Source organism: Synechococcus sp. A15-62 (assembly GCF_014280075.1).
Taxonomy (GTDB): Bacteria; Cyanobacteriota; Cyanobacteriia; order PCC-6307; family Cyanobiaceae; genus Parasynechococcus.
The window spans coordinates 1690791-1707503 of record NZ_CP047950.1 but is presented as its reverse complement, the minus strand read 5'-3'; the positions used below and the strand labels follow the sequence as shown (position 1 = coordinate 1707503).

At 64.0% G+C, this 16713-nt stretch carries 19 protein-coding genes; 11 read left to right on the top strand and 8 right to left on the bottom strand.

Annotation, left to right across the window (positions count from 1 at the left end; genetic code table 11):
* Position 1: 1 nt before the first annotated feature.
* Together SynA1562_RS09810 and dusB are read right to left on the bottom strand one after the other, a co-directional pair.
* The gene (locus SynA1562_RS09810; protein ID WP_186493716.1) at positions 2 to 3013 is read right to left on the bottom strand and encodes a rhamnan synthesis F family protein; all 3012 of its coding nucleotides are present in this window, start codon (positions 3011 to 3013) and stop codon (positions 2 to 4) included.
* Complete coding sequence (dusB, locus tag SynA1562_RS09805) at positions 3010 to 4011, bottom strand: tRNA dihydrouridine synthase DusB (RefSeq protein WP_186493715.1); 1002 nt, start codon at positions 4009 to 4011, stop codon at positions 3010 to 3012. The genes SynA1562_RS09810 and dusB overlap by 4 nt, the downstream gene beginning before the upstream one ends.
* Before the next feature lie 6 nt (positions 4012 to 4017).
* On the opposite strand from dusB, the gene SynA1562_RS09800 reads away from it, so the two are divergent.
* Positions 4018 to 4485, top strand: a complete 468-nt coding sequence (locus tag SynA1562_RS09800) for a DUF1823 family protein (protein WP_186493714.1) — start codon at positions 4018 to 4020, stop codon at positions 4483 to 4485.
* A gap of 14 nt (positions 4486 to 4499) precedes the next feature.
* On the opposite strand, the gene SynA1562_RS09795 is transcribed toward SynA1562_RS09800, so the two are convergent.
* The gene (locus tag SynA1562_RS09795; protein ID WP_186493713.1) at positions 4500 to 4883 is read right to left on the bottom strand and encodes a L,D-transpeptidase; all 384 of its coding nucleotides are present in this window, start codon (positions 4881 to 4883) and stop codon (positions 4500 to 4502) included.
* Positions 4884 to 5013: 130 nt separating this feature from the next.
* Between SynA1562_RS09795 and der the strand changes: the two genes are divergently transcribed.
* From der to proC, 6 genes are all read left to right on the top strand, one after another.
* Positions 5014 to 6381 carry a ribosome biogenesis GTPase Der gene (gene der / locus SynA1562_RS09790; protein ID WP_186493712.1) on the top strand — a complete coding sequence of 456 codons (1368 nt, stop codon included), beginning with the start codon at positions 5014 to 5016 and terminating at the stop codon, positions 6379 to 6381.
* A 3-nt stretch (positions 6382 to 6384) separates the two neighbouring features.
* On the top strand, positions 6385 to 7293 hold the full coding sequence (locus tag SynA1562_RS09785) for an energy-coupling factor transporter transmembrane protein EcfT (protein WP_186493711.1): 909 nt from the start codon (positions 6385 to 6387) through the stop codon (positions 7291 to 7293).
* Between the two features lie 14 nt (positions 7294 to 7307).
* Positions 7308 to 7574 carry a PipX family protein gene (locus tag SynA1562_RS09780; protein ID WP_186493710.1) on the top strand — a complete coding sequence of 89 codons (267 nt, stop codon included), beginning with the start codon at positions 7308 to 7310 and terminating at the stop codon, positions 7572 to 7574.
* Between the two features lie 4 nt (positions 7575 to 7578).
* Complete coding sequence (locus SynA1562_RS09775) at positions 7579 to 8241, top strand: YggS family pyridoxal phosphate-dependent enzyme (RefSeq protein WP_186493709.1); 663 nt, start codon at positions 7579 to 7581, stop codon at positions 8239 to 8241.
* 75 nt (positions 8242 to 8316) lie between these two features.
* Positions 8317 to 8883, top strand: coding sequence for a cell division protein SepF (locus tag SynA1562_RS09770; protein ID WP_186493708.1), 567 nt, complete (start codon positions 8317 to 8319; stop codon positions 8881 to 8883).
* Positions 8884 to 8927: 44 nt separating this feature from the next.
* Positions 8928 to 9704, top strand: a complete 777-nt coding sequence (gene proC / locus SynA1562_RS09765; RefSeq protein WP_370593285.1) for a pyrroline-5-carboxylate reductase — start codon at positions 8928 to 8930, stop codon at positions 9702 to 9704.
* On the opposite strand, the gene cobI is transcribed toward proC, so the two are convergent.
* Positions 9701 to 10411 (bottom strand): precorrin-2 C(20)-methyltransferase, encoded by a 711-nt coding sequence (cobI, locus tag SynA1562_RS09760; protein ID WP_186493706.1) that lies wholly within the window; start codon positions 10409 to 10411, stop codon positions 9701 to 9703. The two genes, proC and cobI, sit on opposite strands and share 4 nt — an antisense overlap.
* A 68-nt stretch (positions 10412 to 10479) precedes the next feature.
* Between cobI and SynA1562_RS09755 the strand changes: the two genes are divergently transcribed.
* The 4 genes from SynA1562_RS09755 (at position 10480) to SynA1562_RS09740 (ending at position 12637) form a co-directional block, all read left to right on the top strand.
* Entirely contained in the window at positions 10480 to 11040 is a 561-nt protein-coding gene (locus SynA1562_RS09755; RefSeq protein WP_186493705.1) for an acireductone dioxygenase, read from the top strand.
* A gap of 21 nt (positions 11041 to 11061) precedes the next feature.
* Positions 11062 to 11481 carry a hypothetical protein gene (locus SynA1562_RS09750; RefSeq protein ID WP_255445633.1) on the top strand — a complete coding sequence of 140 codons (420 nt, stop codon included), beginning with the start codon at positions 11062 to 11064 and terminating at the stop codon, positions 11479 to 11481.
* A 70-nt stretch (positions 11482 to 11551) separates the two neighbouring features.
* Positions 11552 to 12118, top strand: a complete 567-nt coding sequence (locus SynA1562_RS09745; protein ID WP_255445632.1) for a hypothetical protein — start codon at positions 11552 to 11554, stop codon at positions 12116 to 12118.
* Positions 12119 to 12637 (top strand): isoprenylcysteine carboxylmethyltransferase family protein, encoded by a 519-nt coding sequence (locus SynA1562_RS09740; protein WP_186493704.1) that lies wholly within the window; start codon positions 12119 to 12121, stop codon positions 12635 to 12637.
* Between the two features lie 8 nt (positions 12638 to 12645).
* On the opposite strand, the gene SynA1562_RS09735 is transcribed toward SynA1562_RS09740, so the two are convergent.
* Genes SynA1562_RS09735 through SynA1562_RS09720 form a run of 4 tightly spaced genes read right to left on the bottom strand, consistent with a single transcriptional unit; the run spans position 12646 to position 16710 of the window.
* The gene (locus tag SynA1562_RS09735; protein ID WP_186493703.1) at positions 12646 to 13815 is read right to left on the bottom strand and encodes a glycosyltransferase family 4 protein; all 1170 of its coding nucleotides are present in this window, start codon (positions 13813 to 13815) and stop codon (positions 12646 to 12648) included.
* Positions 13816 to 13847: 32 nt separating this feature from the next.
* The gene (locus SynA1562_RS09730) at positions 13848 to 15227 is read right to left on the bottom strand and encodes an MFS transporter (protein WP_186493702.1); all 1380 of its coding nucleotides are present in this window, start codon (positions 15225 to 15227) and stop codon (positions 13848 to 13850) included.
* Between the two features lie 28 nt (positions 15228 to 15255).
* Positions 15256 to 16029, bottom strand: a complete 774-nt coding sequence (gene recO / locus SynA1562_RS09725) for a DNA repair protein RecO (protein ID WP_186493701.1) — start codon at positions 16027 to 16029, stop codon at positions 15256 to 15258.
* Positions 16030 to 16710 (bottom strand): 2-deoxyribose-5-phosphate aldolase, encoded by a 681-nt coding sequence (locus SynA1562_RS09720; RefSeq protein WP_186493700.1) that lies wholly within the window; start codon positions 16708 to 16710, stop codon positions 16030 to 16032. It abuts the gene before it with no gap.
* Positions 16711 to 16713: the final 3 nt, after the last annotated feature.

Below are 16713 nucleotides of genomic sequence, written 5' to 3'. Positions count from 1 at the left end.
CTCACAGGCGTGGAGTCGGCGTTATTACAGCACGAGACCCCTTGCGAACACTTTCATTCCGTCGACGGCGCAGCCGATCAAGCAGTCGCTTTAACCCTGGTTTCGGCCGCAGTTGGCGTTCGATGCTGGACGCCAGCTGAGGGTTGCGTTGGCCAATTACCTCGGGCCAGGTGTCGACGGGTTGCCTGGTGGGGTTATCGCGCAGCAGGCTCACCTTGAGGAAGGGGAAGCCGCGTTCCTCAATGAGTTGTTTCCAGTCGTAGTGCAGAACGTTGCCGTTGGCGTTGTGGGTGTAGAGGCTCTCGAGCTTCAGTCCCGCTGCCCGCAGCTGCACCGGCAGGCCCACTTCGCATTGTTTGACCAGGTCTCGTTTACGGGGCCAGATCTGCAGGGAATGCCAGAAGTTGTTGAAGGCTGGGCACTGCAGTGCCTTGGGTTTGTAAGCCGTGAAGGCTGACGAAAGATGGGGCTCGTACATCAGATCGTCCGTCAGTCCAATCACGTCCGCTGAACTTGCGTGTAGGCGTCCAAACAGATCGTCGAGGGGAGTGATCGGTCCCCAGAAGCTGTCGTTGGTGAGCACCAGGAACGCCGCCTGCGCAATGTCTTGCCGATGCAGCTTCAGTGCTGCTTTCCAGCTGCCGAAGTCGTACCCCTGATTGCGCCTGATCACGATCGCGGCACAGCGTTGGCGCAGCCGATGCAGGGTTCGCCGGTGCCAGCGCAGCCCGCTAGCTGACGACACAACAATCACGTCGGCGAAGCGCTGGTACTCATCCAGCAAGGGGAAGAGATCGTCCCGAACCCGGTTGTTGGATGAAAAGTGTGCCAGCAGAACGATCGGTCGTTGGCGGCTGGGCTGGAAGTTCGGATTCCTCCAGTGCATCAGCACGGCATTGGACACCGGGCCTTTGGAGCGCGGCTCAGGCGCCCGGGGTTGGTAGCGATTGCTGTGGGGATGAATCCGCTGACTGGTGAGGGGATCGCCTGCGGCAAACAGCCCAGCGTGCTTGGCCCTCAGCTGACCGGATTCCCGTTGATGGCGGGCCAGTGCAGCGCCTTCCCGATCCTTGCCGCGACTGATCGATTCGTGATGAACGATCTCCAGATAGGGGGTCACGACGATTGATCCGCCCTGCGCGCGGAGCCGCAGGCAGAGATCCACGTCGTTGAACACTACGGCGAGATCTTCATCGAAGCCTTGAATGCGATCGAAATCGCTGCTGCGAAGCATCAGGCAGGCTCCGGTGGCGGCGGTGAATTCCTCCTGCAGGAGCAGGGGCGTGAGGGTGGCCAGCACGGCGGGGCTGTGCAGGTGTTTGCCAGGCTCCACAACACAGCGGCGCTCCCCCTTCACCAGGGCGACTCCTTGATGCTGGATGCTCCCATCGGGGTAGTGCAGCCTGGCCCCCACGGCGCTGGTGCTGCGGTAGGCGAAGGGGTCCAGCAGTGCCTGAAGCACCTCGGCGGATCGGAATTCGATGTCGTTGTTCAGCAGCAATAAATGGCTGCCCTGGGCATGGCGGCGGCCGATGTTGTTGAGCCGCGAATAGTTGAACGGCTCGTCCACCCGCACCACGCACACGTCATCGATCTGGGCCTGTTCGTCCAGCCAGGCCTTGGTGGCGGCCTCCTCACTGCCGTTGTCGATCAGGATCAGCTCGTAGCTCACAGCTCCGGCGCAGCGGCGCAGAGACTCGACGCAGCTCTGGGTGAGATCCACCCGGTCGCGAAACGGGATCAGAACCGACACCAGAACCCTGGGATCCGCGCGGAGCTTCAGCTGATGGCAGGCGCTTAGCGATTGAGAGGAAGTGAGCTCCCCACCTGGCTCCAGAAAGCCTGGGCTGTGTCGCTGGGTGGTCGCCAGGATCTCAGCGCTCAGCTCAGGGGTCCAACAGTGGCGGTCGGCCGGGGAGGCAACATCGGGCACGGTCGGGTTCGCCTGGACGGATCGCTGCAGCAACACCTCCGGGCAGTGGGCCACGGCGTCGCCACGATGGCAAACCTGCAGTGCCAGATCCAGCAGCAGGGCATGCAGCGAACCGGTGGATGGAGGCAGTGTCAGTTGTTGCAGCGTTGACCAGCGGAGGGTCACCAGGCCACCGAGGCATCCCCGGCAGAGCAGGCGAAACGGTGTGATCGCTGTCCTGCTCTGGCGGTTTCCTGCAGGAATGGCTGGGTCATCGCTCCAGTGCAGGCTTTCATCGCTGGTGAGCAACACCGCGGCAGGGTGGTGCGCTGCGCAGTGCGCCATGCGCAGGGCTGCCTGGGGATCCAGCTGATCACTGGCATGGCAGAAGCTGACGAGGGTCTCGTCGTCTGGGGCCGGCGCTCCGATCCATCCCGATGGTTGCTCCAGAGAGGCGTGCCGGATCTGGCCCCATTCTTCTGGTCGTGAACTGCGAGCCGACTCGGCCTCTGCCTCTTCTTGGGTGGGGTGGAAAACCACCAACACCGAGGCCGCTGAGGGGATGGGCCCCCTTGGAGCCGGGTCTGGGATCGGGGGTTGGTAGCGATCGAGATCCATGCCCAGGGGCCGTCCCTGCTGGAAGCGTTGACGGCCGATGCCCCCCAGATGCTCCAAGGCGCTGAGGGATCCTTCACGTGCCGCTGGTCTCAACCCATCCCGGTAGGCCTGGAGGTGCACCGGCGGCAGATCCGTGAACAGGCTGCGTTGTCCCAGGGCGATTTCGCCCAGCCGGCCGCTGCTCAGCAGTTGCTTGGCATTCGTAAGGTCCCGATGGCAGGCCAGAAGAGCGATGGGATCAAGCCCGCTGTCTTCAGGGGACCACTGGCTTGGGTCGCGCAACAGGGCAGTTGGCAGCAGTGAAGGATCCAGCAGTTCTGGCGGGATCTGCGGAAGCTGCTGCTGGAGTTGCTGCTGCCAATGCTCGATCTCTTCGGCGCTGGCGCGACCAGACCGCCAACGCTGCCAGGCCTGAGCATCAAGCGTGCTTCTGTCTTGGCCGCTGGCAGGCTCCACGCCCTGATCGTCGGGGCGTCCAGTCAAGCGGACGCAGCAAGGGCATCGATCTGCTGGGTCAGCAGATCCCTGGCCTGGGCGGGTGTGGGGGCCCGCATCAGGTCATGACGCAGTCGCGAGGCACCGGGGAAGCCTGTGCAGGTCCAGCCCATGTGTTTGCGGGCAATCAGAAGCCCGTGGTCACCGCGATCCTGCACGAGGCCATCCAGTTGATCGCGGGCCAGCGCAAGTCGTGCTGAAGGATCCGGCGTGGCGGGGATTGAGCGACCGGCCAGGGCGGCGTCGATCTGCCCCACCAGCCATGGGGATCCCATCGTGCCTCGGCCCACCATCACGCCCGCTGCGCCGGTCTGATTCAGGCAGCGCAGGGCATCGTCGGGGCTGTTGATGTCGCCGTTTGCGATCAGCGGGATCGTGAGGGCCTCCCGCACCTGCCTGATGGCGCTCCAGTCCGCGGCACCCTTGAAGCCCTGCTCGCGGGTGCGTCCATGCAGCGTGAGCAGTTGTGCCCCGGCTTGTTCCAATTGCTGGCACCAGTGCACGGGATCGGCATCACTGCCACACCAACCCAGGCGTGTCTTCACCGTGACGGGGACGGCCACGGCGTCCGCCACCGCTTCCACGATTTGAATGGCCAGCCCCGGATCACGGATCAACCCGGAACCGCCCCCTTTGCGGGCAATCTTCCGCACCGGGCAGCCCATGTTGATGTCGATCAGAAAAGCGCCACTGGCTTCGGCCCGTCGTGCCGCATCGGCCATGGCCTGGGGGCGATGGTCGAACAGTTGCACGCCGATGGGGCCGGATTCCTCGGCGAGCGACTCCACCTTGCAGAGTCCATGCCCCATCTCGAGGCTGGTGGCATTCACCATTTCGGTGAACAACAGGGCATCGGGCGCCCAGCGTCGAACCAGGCCGCGAAACACCCGATCGCTCACTCCTGCCAGCGGCGACTGCAACACGCGGCAGCGCAGCTGACGCGCGATGCCATTGCCGGGCAGCTGCAGGGGGGGTGAAGCAATCATGGGTCCATGCTGCACAACGCAATCGACATGCCCTGGCCGCTCAGTCGTTCGTTGCTGTTGCAGATCCTCGAGGACCGCTGCAGCGATCGCTTTGTCTGCGAAAGGATCTGGGAACGTCTGGGCTATCAGCCCTCTGAACCGCAGTGGTGCGCCGGTCCTGACACACCCTCCGAATGGGCCGATGCCTTCCCCCAGGCTCCCGAGTTGATCGCGGAGCGTCCGGCGTCGGTTCGTTTGACCCGCTCGGTTCCCAAGGAACACAAACAGCTGCTCAAGCAACAGCTCAACTTCGCGGGTTACCGCATCGGTGACTTGTACCCCCGCCGCACTCGACGAGCCACTGCCGTGAACTGGCTGTTGGCCTGGCTGGCCCAGCAGGGCGAGCCTCTGCCGGAGCAGGGGCCCTTGGGCCCTGAGCTTCCCCCTCCAGACGATCCGGTGCAGGGGCACCCCGGCGATCTGCCAGTGAAGTGATCTATTGGCCTGACTCAGGCCTGAATCGTGATGGGTGTGCCTTTCGGGGTGTTGTGGAACAACCAACGGGGATGGTTCATCGGCATGCGCACACAGCCATGGCTGCGGGGCACGCCGAAGGGTTGCCCGGCGTTCTCCTGCCAGGGGGCGGCGTGGAGGCAAATGGCCTCATTCGCACTCACGCACATCGTGAACGGCACCCCTGGAACGGTGTAGGTGCGTCCGTACATCGTGGTGGATCGGTATTTCGTAAGGCCCTTGCTGTTGAAGATCGGGGTTGGTGTGGAGGCCTTGCCGGTGCTGACCGGAATCACGCGAACCACCTCCTGATCGCTGTTGTAGACGGTCAGGCGTTGATCGGAGAGGTCGACCACAAGGCTGGCGACGAGCTCGAGCATGACGGGGGATCAGATTGAGCCTGACCTAGCTGTCTCAATTGAGACTCATTTGTCTCGCTCCGAAAGAATTTCGGTTCTGCAGCGGGTTTTTGGCCTCTATGTAGGGTGAAAGATTGGCCTGAGAAGACCCTTGGCGCGTCCTGTCGTCGCAATCATCGGACGCCCCAATGTCGGTAAGTCGACCTTGGTGAACCGGCTTTGCCGCAGCCGGGAGGCCATCGTTCACGATCAGCCAGGCGTGACGCGTGATCGCACTTACCAGGATGGTTACTGGGGCGATCGGGAATTCAAGGTTGTCGACACCGGTGGACTGGTCTTCGACGATGACAGTGAGTTTCTGCCGGAGATCCGGGAGCAGGCGGCGCTCGCGCTCGAGGAAGCCAGTGTGGCTCTGGTGATCGTGGATGGTCAGCAGGGGCTCACCGCCGCTGACGAATCCATCGCGGAATTTCTACGCAGTCACCGCTGTCCCAAGCTTCTGGCGGTGAACAAGTGCGAATCGCCGGAACAGGGCCTGGCGATGGCCGGCGAATTCTGGGGCCTTGGGCTGGGTGAACCCCATCCAATCTCGGCCATCCATGGCGCAGGCACCGGAGAGCTGCTGGATCAGGTGCTCACCTTTTTGCCCCCGAAGGATCAGGAGGGTGACGAGGAAGAGCCGATTCAGATGGCCATAATCGGACGGCCGAATGTCGGTAAATCCAGTCTTCTGAATGCCATCTGCGGAGAGCAGCGGGCGATTGTCAGCCCGATCCGCGGCACCACCCGCGACACGATTGATACCAGCATCATTCGTGAGAATCGCCCCTGGCGCTTAGTCGATACCGCAGGCATCCGGAGGCGTCGCAGCGTCAACTACGGCCCGGAATTTTTCGGCATCAACCGCAGTTTCAAGGCCATTGAACGCAGTGATGTTTGTGTTCTGGTGATCGATGCCCTCGATGGGGTGACCGAGCAGGATCAGCGCCTGGCGGGCCGCATTGAAGAGGACGGGCGTGCCTGCGTGGTGGTCGTCAACAAATGGGACGCCGTGGAAAAAGACAGCCACACCATGACGGCGATGGAAAAGGAGCTGCGCTCCAAGCTCTATTTCCTTGATTGGGCTCCGATGCTGTTCACTTCGGCGCTGACGGGCCAGCGGGTGGAGAGCATCTTTGCTTTGGCCTCCTTGGCGGTTGAGCAGCACCGTCGCCGCGTCAGTACGTCCGTTGTGAACGAGGTGCTCAAGGAAGCGCTGAGCTGGCGCAGCCCACCCACCACCCGCGGTGGACGCCAGGGAAAGCTGTATTACGGCACCCAGGTGGCCAGCAGGCCCCCCAGCTTCACCCTGTTCGTCAACGACCCCAAATTGTTCGGTGAGACCTACCGGCGCTATGTGGAGCGGCAGATCCGCGAGGGCCTCGGTTTTGATGGCAGCCCGTTGCGCCTGTTCTGGCGCGGCAAGCAACAGCGCGATGCCGAACGGGACCTGGCCCGTCAGCAGAGTCGCAAAGGCTGATTCATGGACTGGTTGCGCCAGGTCCCCATGGGCCAATACGTCGATGGCTCCACGGGTTGGCTCCGGCGCCTGGACCCTCGCCTGAAGCTGGCCTGGTCCCTTGTCTTTCTGCTCACGCCTGTTCTGGCGGGGCCCCTCTGGCGCGTTGGTCTGGTGGTGGCTCTGGTGCTGATCACCCTTGGCAGTGGACTGGCACGCTCGCTGTGGTGGCGGTCTGTGCTGCTGCTGACGGCCTTGGCCGTTGTGGTGGGCCTCTTGTCGATGTTGTTGCCGGCGGTGGATCCTCCTGCAGCCTTCCCGCTGCGCAGTCCCGCTGAGCTTTCCGGGCTCGAGATGGAGGGCCCTTCCTGGGATCTGCTGCGCCTCGGCCCCCTGCAGTTGGGCGGTCTCCAGCTGGGCCCGCTGGTAGTTGATCGTGCCTCGGCGCTGCTGGGGCTGCGCACGTCGACCCTGATCTTCACTGTGATTCACAGCGTCAATCTGATGCTGATCACGACCCCCCCAGAGGATCTGGTCTGGGCCCTCAGCTGGTGCCTGGCTCCCTTGAAGTGGGTTGGGTGTCCTGTGGAGCGACTGGGGTTTCAATTGCTGCTGGCACTTCGCTTTTTGCCTCTGGTGCAGGAAGAGCTCCAGAATCTGCTGCGCTCTCTCGCCAGCCGCGCTGTCAACCTCGGTCAGCTGGGCTTCAAGGCTGGTTTCGGCTTGGTGTTGGCCGTCGGGGAGCGGCTGCTGGCCAACATCCTTCTCAGGGCTGAGCAGGGGGCCGATGCTCTAGTCGCCCGTGGCGGCCGAATTCTCGGTCCGTCGTACTTCCGCATGCCGCCTGATCGTCCTGCTCCCCTGCTGAATGGACTGGCGATGCTCGCTCTGGTGTTGGTGATCGGGCTTCGGGGTCAGTACGGTGCTCTATGACCATCGATTAGGGCATGGCGTCCGAGCGATATCTGAATCACCCCACCTTCGGGATGCTCTACAGGGTGGCTCCGGCTGGAGAAGGTCGTGACGTCTACGCCACGCTGTACGCCCAGCGGATGTTCTTCCTGGTGACGCTCCAGCCCCGTGGCGCCCAATTCGAGGTGATTCCCTACGGAGACGCGCGTCACCACGCTGAGGTGCACCTGGGCCGCTGCCGGCGGAATGGGTCAGAGGATCTGGACTCCTGGACTCAGCTGTTCGATCAGACGTTCATCTGAACCCTTGACCGATTCACTCGCTGCGCGGTGGCAGGCGCTCAATCTCGACCGTCCTTCCTCCACCAAACTCCTGGCCGTCAGCAAAGGGCACCCAGCAGCTGCTGTGCGTTGCGTGGCTGAATTTGGTCAGTTTGATTTCGGGGAAAGCCGCGTTCAGGAGGCTTTGCCGAAGCAAGAGGAGCTGATCGATCTGAACTTGCGCTGGCATTTCATCGGTCGCTTGCAGAGCAACAAAGTGCGGCCGGTGGTGAAGGCTTTCGATGTCATTCACTCGGTGGATTCCCTGTCGCTGGCCGAACGGGTGTCGCGCATCGCTGTGGAGGAGGCCCGTCACCCTGACGTTCTGCTGCAGGTGAAACTGCGCCCTGATCCCAGTAAGGGGGGGCTGTCGGCCGATGAACTAAGCGCCATCTGGTCCGACCTGCAGGCTCTGCCGGGGTTGCGGATCTCGGGCCTGATGACCATGGCGCCGCTCGACATGGCCGCAGAGCAGCGCAAGGCGTTGTTTTCCGACTGCCGAGCTTTAGCCGATCAGCTCGCCTTGGCGGAGTGCTCAATGGGGATGAGCACGGACTGGAAAGAGGCCGCTGAAGCGGGCAGCACCTGGCTCAGGATCGGCTCGGCCTTGTTCGGCCCGAGATTGGTGTCAACAGACGCTGCGAATTGACTTGCCCCGTCGCAACGAAAACGGTATCCAGGGACATGGTTTTCGAACCACATTCAGACCGAGAGGAATCCCAAGGTGTCGCTGATCTCCCGTCTCCGTGCCGTCGTCGCTGGCGATGACTATCTCGATGGCGAATTGGATGATTTCGCCTACGACGACGAGCAAGATGACCAGGACCAGCGCGCCTTGCAGGCTGACGGAGGGGCGTTGGCCACCATTGGAGATGCCAACCCGTTTGATCTCGGTGGTGATCTGCCTGGATCCAACGTGATCGGCATGCCCGGCATCAGCAATGCTGCTGCTGAGGTGAATGTGATGGAACCCCGCAGCTTCGATGAAATGCCTCGGGCCATTCAGGCTCTGCGGGAGCGCAAGACCGTCATCCTCAACCTCACGATGATGGAGCCCGACCAGGCCCAGCGTGCTGTTGATTTCGTTGCTGGTGGCACCTTCGCGATCGATGGTCACCAGGAGCGCGTCGGCGAGAGCATCTTCCTGTTCGCCCCCAGCTGCGTCACCGTCACCAACACCGGTCATGACGAAGCCTCGGCTCCAACGGTGGTGAGCCGTGAGGCCGATGTGGCCGATGTTGATGAATCCGCCAGCGCCCCCTCGCCCGCCTGGGGAGCAGCCGCTCTCTGAAGCCCGCAGTGCAGCCCGCTTTCGGTGTGATCGGCCTGGGCCGCATGGCTCAGGCCCTTGTGGTTCCTCTCCTGGAACGTGGACGGATTCCGCCCGACCAGCTGTTGGCGGTGGTTGGAGGGTCTGGCTCTCTTGAGCAACGACGTGGGGGCCTTCCGGCTGGCATCGGTTTGGTTGCGGCTGATGACCCTTCCGCTCAGCAGGTCTGGACGGCTCCGATCCAGCTGCTTGCGGTGAAGCCGCAGCAACTCGATGCTGTTGCAGCAGCTGCAGCACCTGTTGCGGGTCAACCGCTGCTGATTTCTGTGTTGGCGGGGGTGTCTCTGGCGCGGTTGCAGCGTTTGTTTCCCGGTCATCGCTGTGTGCGGGCGGTGCCCAACACCCCTGCGCTGGTGGGAGCTGGTTTGACAGCTCTGGCCTGGGGGGAGGGGATCGACCAAGGGCAACGGGATCAGGTGCGGCAGCTGTTCGCCGATGTGGGCGAAGTTCTGGAGTTGGCGGAAGCCAAACTCGATGCGTTCCTTGCCCTCACCTCGTCGGGCCCTGCCTTTGTGGCCTTGGTGGCGGAAGCCATGGCTGATGGGGCTGTTGCTGCCGGTCTTCCCAGAGACCTGGCCCTGCGGCTGAGCCACCGCACCCTGGCTGGAACGGCTGAGCTGCTGGACCGTCGCAATCTGCACCCTGCCCAGCTCAAGGACATGGTCACCTCCCCGGGGGGGACCACCATCGCCGGCGTTCGCGCGCTCGAACGCATCGGCCTGCGCTCCGCCTTGATCGAAGCAGTGGTCGCTGCTGCGGAACGCAGCCGAGAGCTGGCCTAGGGCAGCACCTCCGGCCAACCCTGCCGGATCAGCAGCAGCGAGAAGTAGGGGCGAGGTTCGGCCTTAACGGCATCCGCACAACAGATCTGCTGGTCGGGCCAGCCGACCCGCTCGGCAAACAGTGCTTGTTGCAGCAGGCCTCGCTGCTTCAGCAGGGGTTGCACCCAACTCCAGCGCCGACCCAGCTTCAGCAGGGCCAGAACTTGCCCCGTTGCCGCGGCGGTGTCCAGCACCTGCTCCAGCTCCTCGGGTGTGTCGGGGCAAGGGCGCAACAGCAGTTGGTCCTGCTGCAGAGCGAGGGGCCAGAGGCCCGCAGCCGCGGCTGCCGAGCAGGAGGTGATGCCGGGAATCACGCTGATGGGACAGTCGGGCCACGCCTGACGCAAGGCCAGCAGCACGTAGCTGCAACTCGCAAACAGCGACGCATCTCCCTCACACAGCAGTGCCACCTGCTGGCCGGAACGGATGGCTTGCTGCAGTTCCTGCGCTGCCGCTCCCCAGGCGGTGCGCCGCGGTTCGGCGGCTTCCACCATCGGGAACAACAAGGGCAGGCGCTGATGGTCGCTGCGGATCCAGGCCGCGGCGATTTTGGCGGCCATGCTGTCGCCCCCCGGTCGTCCGACCGGGTAGGCCACCACCTCCGCTTTGCGGATGGCTTCAACGGCGGCCAGGGTGAGCAGGGAAGGATCGCCGGGGCCGACCCCCACCAGTGTGAGCCCCCCAGTCGTGGTGGGATCGATGATGGTCAGCAGTCGATGCGCCCGGGGTCCAGACGATGAGTCGTCTCAGCATCTTTCCAGACGAAAGCGCAGCCCATGCTCCAAATGGGCCTATGCCTTTGCTGGAGAGCAACGATCCGGCGGTGATTCAGGCGGAGCTCAGCCGCAGGGGCATCGGATTTGAGCAATGGCCGGCGGAGCAGGGTCTGCCGGAGGGGGTCGACCAGGCCACCATCCTCGAGGCCTATGCCGATGCCATCGCTCGGGTTCAACGCGATGGTGGTTACGTCACGGTCGACGCGATACGAATGACGCCGGATCATCCCGATCGCGAGCCCCTGCGCTGCAAGTTCCTTGAGGAGCACACCCATGCCGAAGACGAAGTGCGCTTTTTTGTGGAAGGGTGCGGCTTGTTTGTGCTGCACATCGGTTCCGAGGTGCTCAGCGTGCTGTGCGAACGGGGCGACCTGATGCGGGTCCCAGCAGGGACCCGTCATTGGTTTGACATGGGTTCTCAGCCCCGGTTCTGTGCTGTGCGTTGGTTCAACAACCCCGAGGGCTGGGTGGCGCAGTACACCGGCAGCAGCATCGCCCAGCGATTTCCCAGGCTTGACTGAGAGGGCGTTCCAGGCACGTTGATGCGTCTGCTCCGCACCTTTACTGCGCTTCTGCTGGGTCTGCCCATGGCAGGACCCATCCCTGTTGCTGCTGAGGAGGCTCCCTTGGCACCCGAGGTTCAGCGCCGGGTTGCCGTGGTGGTGCTGGCCCGCCGCATTCGCGGCTATGCCGCCATGGCCAAGGCCAGCAGCGACTGCCAGGTGGAAAAGGGGCGTCTTCCGCGCCTCGAGGCCAGGCAAGCCCTGGCGATTTCGCTCGAGGAGTTGGGCATCAGCCGGCGCGTGCTGACGAATCCCCTCGTGGTTGCCGTCAGTCCTCGCCTGCAGCGCCTGCTGGATGACAGCTGCGCCTGGATCCAACCAAGGAGGCTGAAGCGCTTCAGCTGGCCGAAAACGAACTCTGAACCTTTTCTCGAGCTGGGTCTCAGAAGGGGGCAGTGAGAGCGCTGGCTTTTATTTCCTCAGCGAATAAAAACCGCCCATAGGGTTCCGGCCTGTTTGCCTGGCTGCTGTGGTCGTTCGGTCGTGTCTCGCGTTGAAGCTGCTGGCGCTGTTGGTCGTGCCCTGTTCTGCCGCTGAGATGGATCTGGCCTCGGCCTCCACGCTCCAAACCACGTCGCGATCCATTTCCAACTCCCCCAACGAGTCAGTCTTGGTGCTTAACCGCACCACGCGATCGCTCCCGCGCACGGGCGATCCCATCTGGAGTCTGCGTTTGGAAACCCCAGGTCAGCCCGTGCAGCACTTCGATGCCGTCAGCGGTCGGGCCCACCGTCAGAACGCCGATCGCCATCGCTCCGGCACCCGCGCGCCGCTGCCCGCCGGTCGCTATAGCCTTGGGCCAGTGGAGCCCCTGGGTCCCACGGATCCGCGCGAGCTCGGGCCGATCTGGATCGGGATTGAACCGCAGTTCCCTACGGGGCGAGGCCATCTGGGCATTCATCTCGACCCCAGTGCCAATCGCAATGCCAACAGCGGCACACTCAGCTGTGTGGGCTTGATTCGCTGGGACGACATGCAGACTCTGGCGGGTCTGGTGCAGCGCCGTAACGTCCGAACATTGGTGGTCAGCGACTGAATGTTTTCCGATTGGGGCTTCAGTTGGGGCGGCTGGTTGGACAACCGCCGCGGTGAGTGGTGGCTGCTGGCCCAGCTGCTGCTGATCACGGCCCATCTGCTGCCGGCCTGGCCTGCTCCGGCCAGCTTCGGTGTTGCGATTTGGCCCAAACCCTTGTTTGGGCTGGGCTTGTTGCTGTTGGCTTTTGGCCTGTTTCGGGCCCTTGAGGCGTTTCGCTGTCTCGGGACCAGCCTTTCGCCGCTGCCGGCGCCCAAGCCGGCGAATCGGTTGATCGCCACAGGTGCATACGCCGTCTGCCGGCATCCCTTGTACCGGGCAGTGCTGCTGTGTTCTGCAGGCGTGGTGCTGGCCACAGGCAGCCCGCTGCATCTGTTGCTGTTGGTCAGCCTGGCGGCTGTGCTGCGTGGCAAAGCCCGCTTCGAGGAGCAGGGGTTACGGGCGCTGCATCCGGATTACGGCCAATACGCCGCAGTCACCCCGGCGATTGTGGGCTGGGTTCCTGGATTGGACTGGCGGTGATCAGCCCTTCATGCGGCGACCGTGCTGGTCAGCATCAGGTCGGCGTAGAGCTGTTCGAGGGCGTCGATGTTGCTTGAGATCGTGTAGCGCTCCAGGGCGCGGAGGCGGGCTTTGCGGCCCAGTTCCGCCGTCAGCACCGGCTGGTCCCTGAGCACCGGCAGCAGCGTGCGCAATTGGGTGGTGACGCCCTGGGTGCTCAGCACGATTCCCGCCCCTTGTTCGAGCACCTCGCCATCGGCACCAGCATCGGTGGCAACGCATGCTGTTCCGCTGGCCATCGCCTCCAGCAAGGCCAGCGACAGGCCCTCCACCAGGCTCGGCAGGATGAAGACCTCAGCGCACTGGAGCAGTGCAACCCGGGTGTCCAGGTCTGGCTCGTGGCCCCACCAGAGGATCCGATCGTCGTTGAACTGGTTCATCAGGCTGTTGCGCAGCGGCCCGTCGCCGACGATCACCAAACGGCAGCCCTCCGGTGAGACCAGACGCCAGGCCCGCAGCAGGGCTTCAACGTTTTTCTCCGTCGCCAGGCGCCCCATGTAGAGCACGATCCGTTCTCGGCCCAGCCGTTGCCGCACCTGCTGATGCATCAGAGAAATGGTGCCGGGGCTGGTGGGGCACCAGCGGTCGGTGTCCACACCATTGGGAATCACCGTCAGACGATCGGCTGGAACGCCGAGGCGCTCAAGAAAATCCGCCTGCAGCTGTGAAAACACGATCACCCGGTCGTAGCGGGCCAGGGCCGGTGCATACAGCTGGTATGTGAGCTGTTGGGTGCCTGCAGTCAGGTTGCGCAGGCCTGCATCGAAGGGGGGATGAAAGGTGGCCACCAGGGGCACGCCCAGCTGTTGACAGAGCTCCGGTAGGCGGAAATCCAGGGGCGAAAGGGTGAGGCTGGCGTGCACGAGATCGGGCTGCAGCCGCTCCAGGGATTCCCTCAGCTCCCGCTGCGCTCCGGGGGAAGGGATCGTGTAGACCTGCGATTTGACCAGATAGGGCAGGCTGACGTCCGGGTCGTTGGCCAGCAGCGATGTGTTGTCGCGCTCCGGGCTGCGCGGGTTATCGAAATGGATGAAGTGCACCTGATGCCCGCGTTTGCGCAGGGCCTCTGTGGTGCTGATCCCGTAGGACACATTCCCGCAGAAGGGAGACTTCTTGCCGAGCCACGCAATCTGCGCCAAGCGGGTTGGGCCTCCTCAGGCGAAAGCGCAAATTAGCAGCGTTGCCACGGCCGTTCGATCAACGCCGCCACCAGCGCCAACCCCGCCAGCAGCCACAGCACCGGTTGAAGACCAATGCTGCTCACCAAGGTGCCCGCCAGCACCAGCGGCAGACTCAGGGCGATGTTGATCAGGTTGTTCTGCAGTCCGAACACCCTGCCGCGCTCGGTTTCAGGGGTTTCTTCCTGAATCGTGGTCTGCGCTGGGATCGCCACCAGAGCTGCGCCAATGCCCAGGATTCCGCAGAGGCTCAGGGTGAAGGCCAGGGATCCCCGCAGCTGGCTGAGCAGCACCAGGGTCCAGGTGATGGTTCCCAGGCCTGCTGCCGTGAGCCGGCGGCGGCTGAACCGATGGCCCAGCTGGGCGATCACCACGGCTCCGATCGCCATGCCCAGTCCACTCATTGCCAGCAAGGCACCAAAGCCTGAGGGGCCCAAGTTGTCGATCAGGGCAGCCAGCTGGAGCGCCAACACGTAGAGCGCTGCCAACAGGCTGTAAAGCAGCACCAGATGAATCATGGCGCCGCGCACCGATGGCACCCGGCGCAGCACTTGCAATCCTTCGCCGATCTCGGTCCACACCGATGTAGTGGAGGGGGGCTTGGGCGCTTCCTGCAGCTTCAGGCGCGACAGGCTGAGGGCCGCAAGGCCGTAACAGAGCGGAAGCAGCAGAAACTCGCCGCCATCGATGCCGATGATCGCCAGGCTGCTGTGCAGGGCACGCAGAATCGGTTCCCCCAGCGCGAAGCCCAGGATCGTCGCCCCCATGCTGGTGGCTTGGTAGAGGGAGTTGGCCGCCAACAGGTGATCTCCCGGCACCACCACAGGAATCGTGGCCTGTTCCGAGGGGGCGAAAAACTGGGTCAGGATCGACTCCAGGAAGGTCATGCCCACCAGCCCCCAGTAGCCCCAGGGCAGACCAAGCCACACGGGCCCCGGCAGGAGGCAGATCGGTGCGAATACCACCAACAGAGCTCGGATGGCATTGCTGGCCACCATCACCCGACGCTTGGGCCAGCGGTCAGCCCAGACCCCAGCCACCGTTCCCAGCAGCATGGCCGGGATGGTGTTGGCCACAAAGATGCCTGTGGCCAACAGGGTGATCACCTGGGTGCGTGTGCTGATGTCGAGGCCGTAATCCGAGGCCATCTCCGCCAGCACGCCGCTTCCCTGCCCCTTCAGCAGCAGGTGCTGATCGATCAGGAAGACCATCAGCACGATGTAGAACTTGTCTGCCAGCTGGGAAAAGATCTGGCCTAGCCAGAGTTTGCGGAAGTCCTTGAGGCGCAGCACGGCTTCCAAGCCACGCTTTCCCTCCGGGTTGCTGCCGGTGGGCAGAGCGGGTTCAGGGGTGGTGAGGCTCGGTCCGCTCAAGGGGCAATTGCATCGCGGCCATGATGGCTCACGCGCCTGCCAGGAGCGTCTCTCGCAGCATGGCCAGGGCTTTGCTGGGTCGGTTCAGATGTGTTCGGCTCCAGATTTCAACCACCCGCAGCAGCCGGCGCCACACGGCTGGGGGGCCCATCAGCTCACCGTCCCGGCGACGCGGTAGTTCGGCCCGGGTCAGTCGCTGGAGCAGGGCCAGTTCGGAGGGATTCAGCTGGATCGCTGCCCCAGGCTGCTCATCGATCGCAAAACCGTCCTGCGGCAGCAGGCTGCAGCGCCAGTCCCACTGGCCAAGCGGTGGCTCCAGGGGATCGCCGGTGATGCAGCAGGTCTGCAACGGCAGTCCATAACCGCCCAGGGTGAGCAGATGGATGCAGGCCTGGACCGTGCCGGCCAGCACCAACTCCGGGTCGGCTCGGTGTTCCTCCAGGCGTTCCAGATGCAGCTGCATTGTGTCCAGCAGCCCCTCCACGGGGTCTTCGGCCGCCAGTTGAAGGCTCAGATCACACAGCGCCTGAGCAGCAGCAAGGGTTTCCAGTTGTTGGCCGAGGCCGGAAAAACTGCGCAGCACCCGCAGTTGGCGCACCCGGGCCAGGCCGCTGCGTCCTCCCACCTGCAGTTCCAGCAGGGTTAGGGGGGCCGCGGCGGCCAGACTGCTCCTGGGTCGGCGTGCTCCGGGAACGGCGAAGCGACTGACCCCCTCCGCATCACTGAGCAGGCTCAACAGGCGGTCGTGCTCGCCGAGGGGGCCCACTTTGAGGGCGAGTCCGGTGAGGCGTCGTTCTGCCATTCAGGCCGCGGGGCGGCGCTGGGCCTGCAGAAGAGCCGGCGCGCTGCTGGTGCCCAGCAGATCTGCCCCCGCCAACAGCAGGTCTCCTGCGTGGCTGAGGCTATGAATGCCACCGGCTGCCTTGATGGCGCAGCGTTTGCGGATCAGCTGTTTCAACGCAAGGATCTGATCGGAATGGCAGGCCGGGCCAAAGCCGTTGCTGGTTTGCAGCCCCGCAGCGCCAGCATCAATGGCGGCCTCCACGGCCAGTTCCAGCTGTTCGCTCTCCAGACGGGCCATGTCCAGGACGGCCCGCACGGGAAGCCCCAGCTCGCAGAGGGCGGCCAGTTCCTCGGCAAAGGCGCCTGAATCGCCATTGGCCAGGGCGTTGAAATCGGGCACGACATCGAGCTCCTGGGCGCCATGGGCGGCACACCACTCCGCTTCGGCCAGCTTGAGCTCAGCGGGAATGGCTCCGAAGGGAAAGCCGATGGCCGCCACCAGGCGGGGGCCTGCGTCGGTGGTCCCGATGCGGTCCCGCAGCAGTGGCAGTTGACGCGGTGTGGTGCAGATGGCCCGCACGCCCTCCTGCATTCCCGAATCGCAGAGGGCCTGGAGTTGGTCACGGGTCAGCAGCGGGTCGAGGATCGCCTGATCCAGCCGGGGGGGTAGGTCGGGGAGCTCTTGGGCTGGATCAGCCATGGC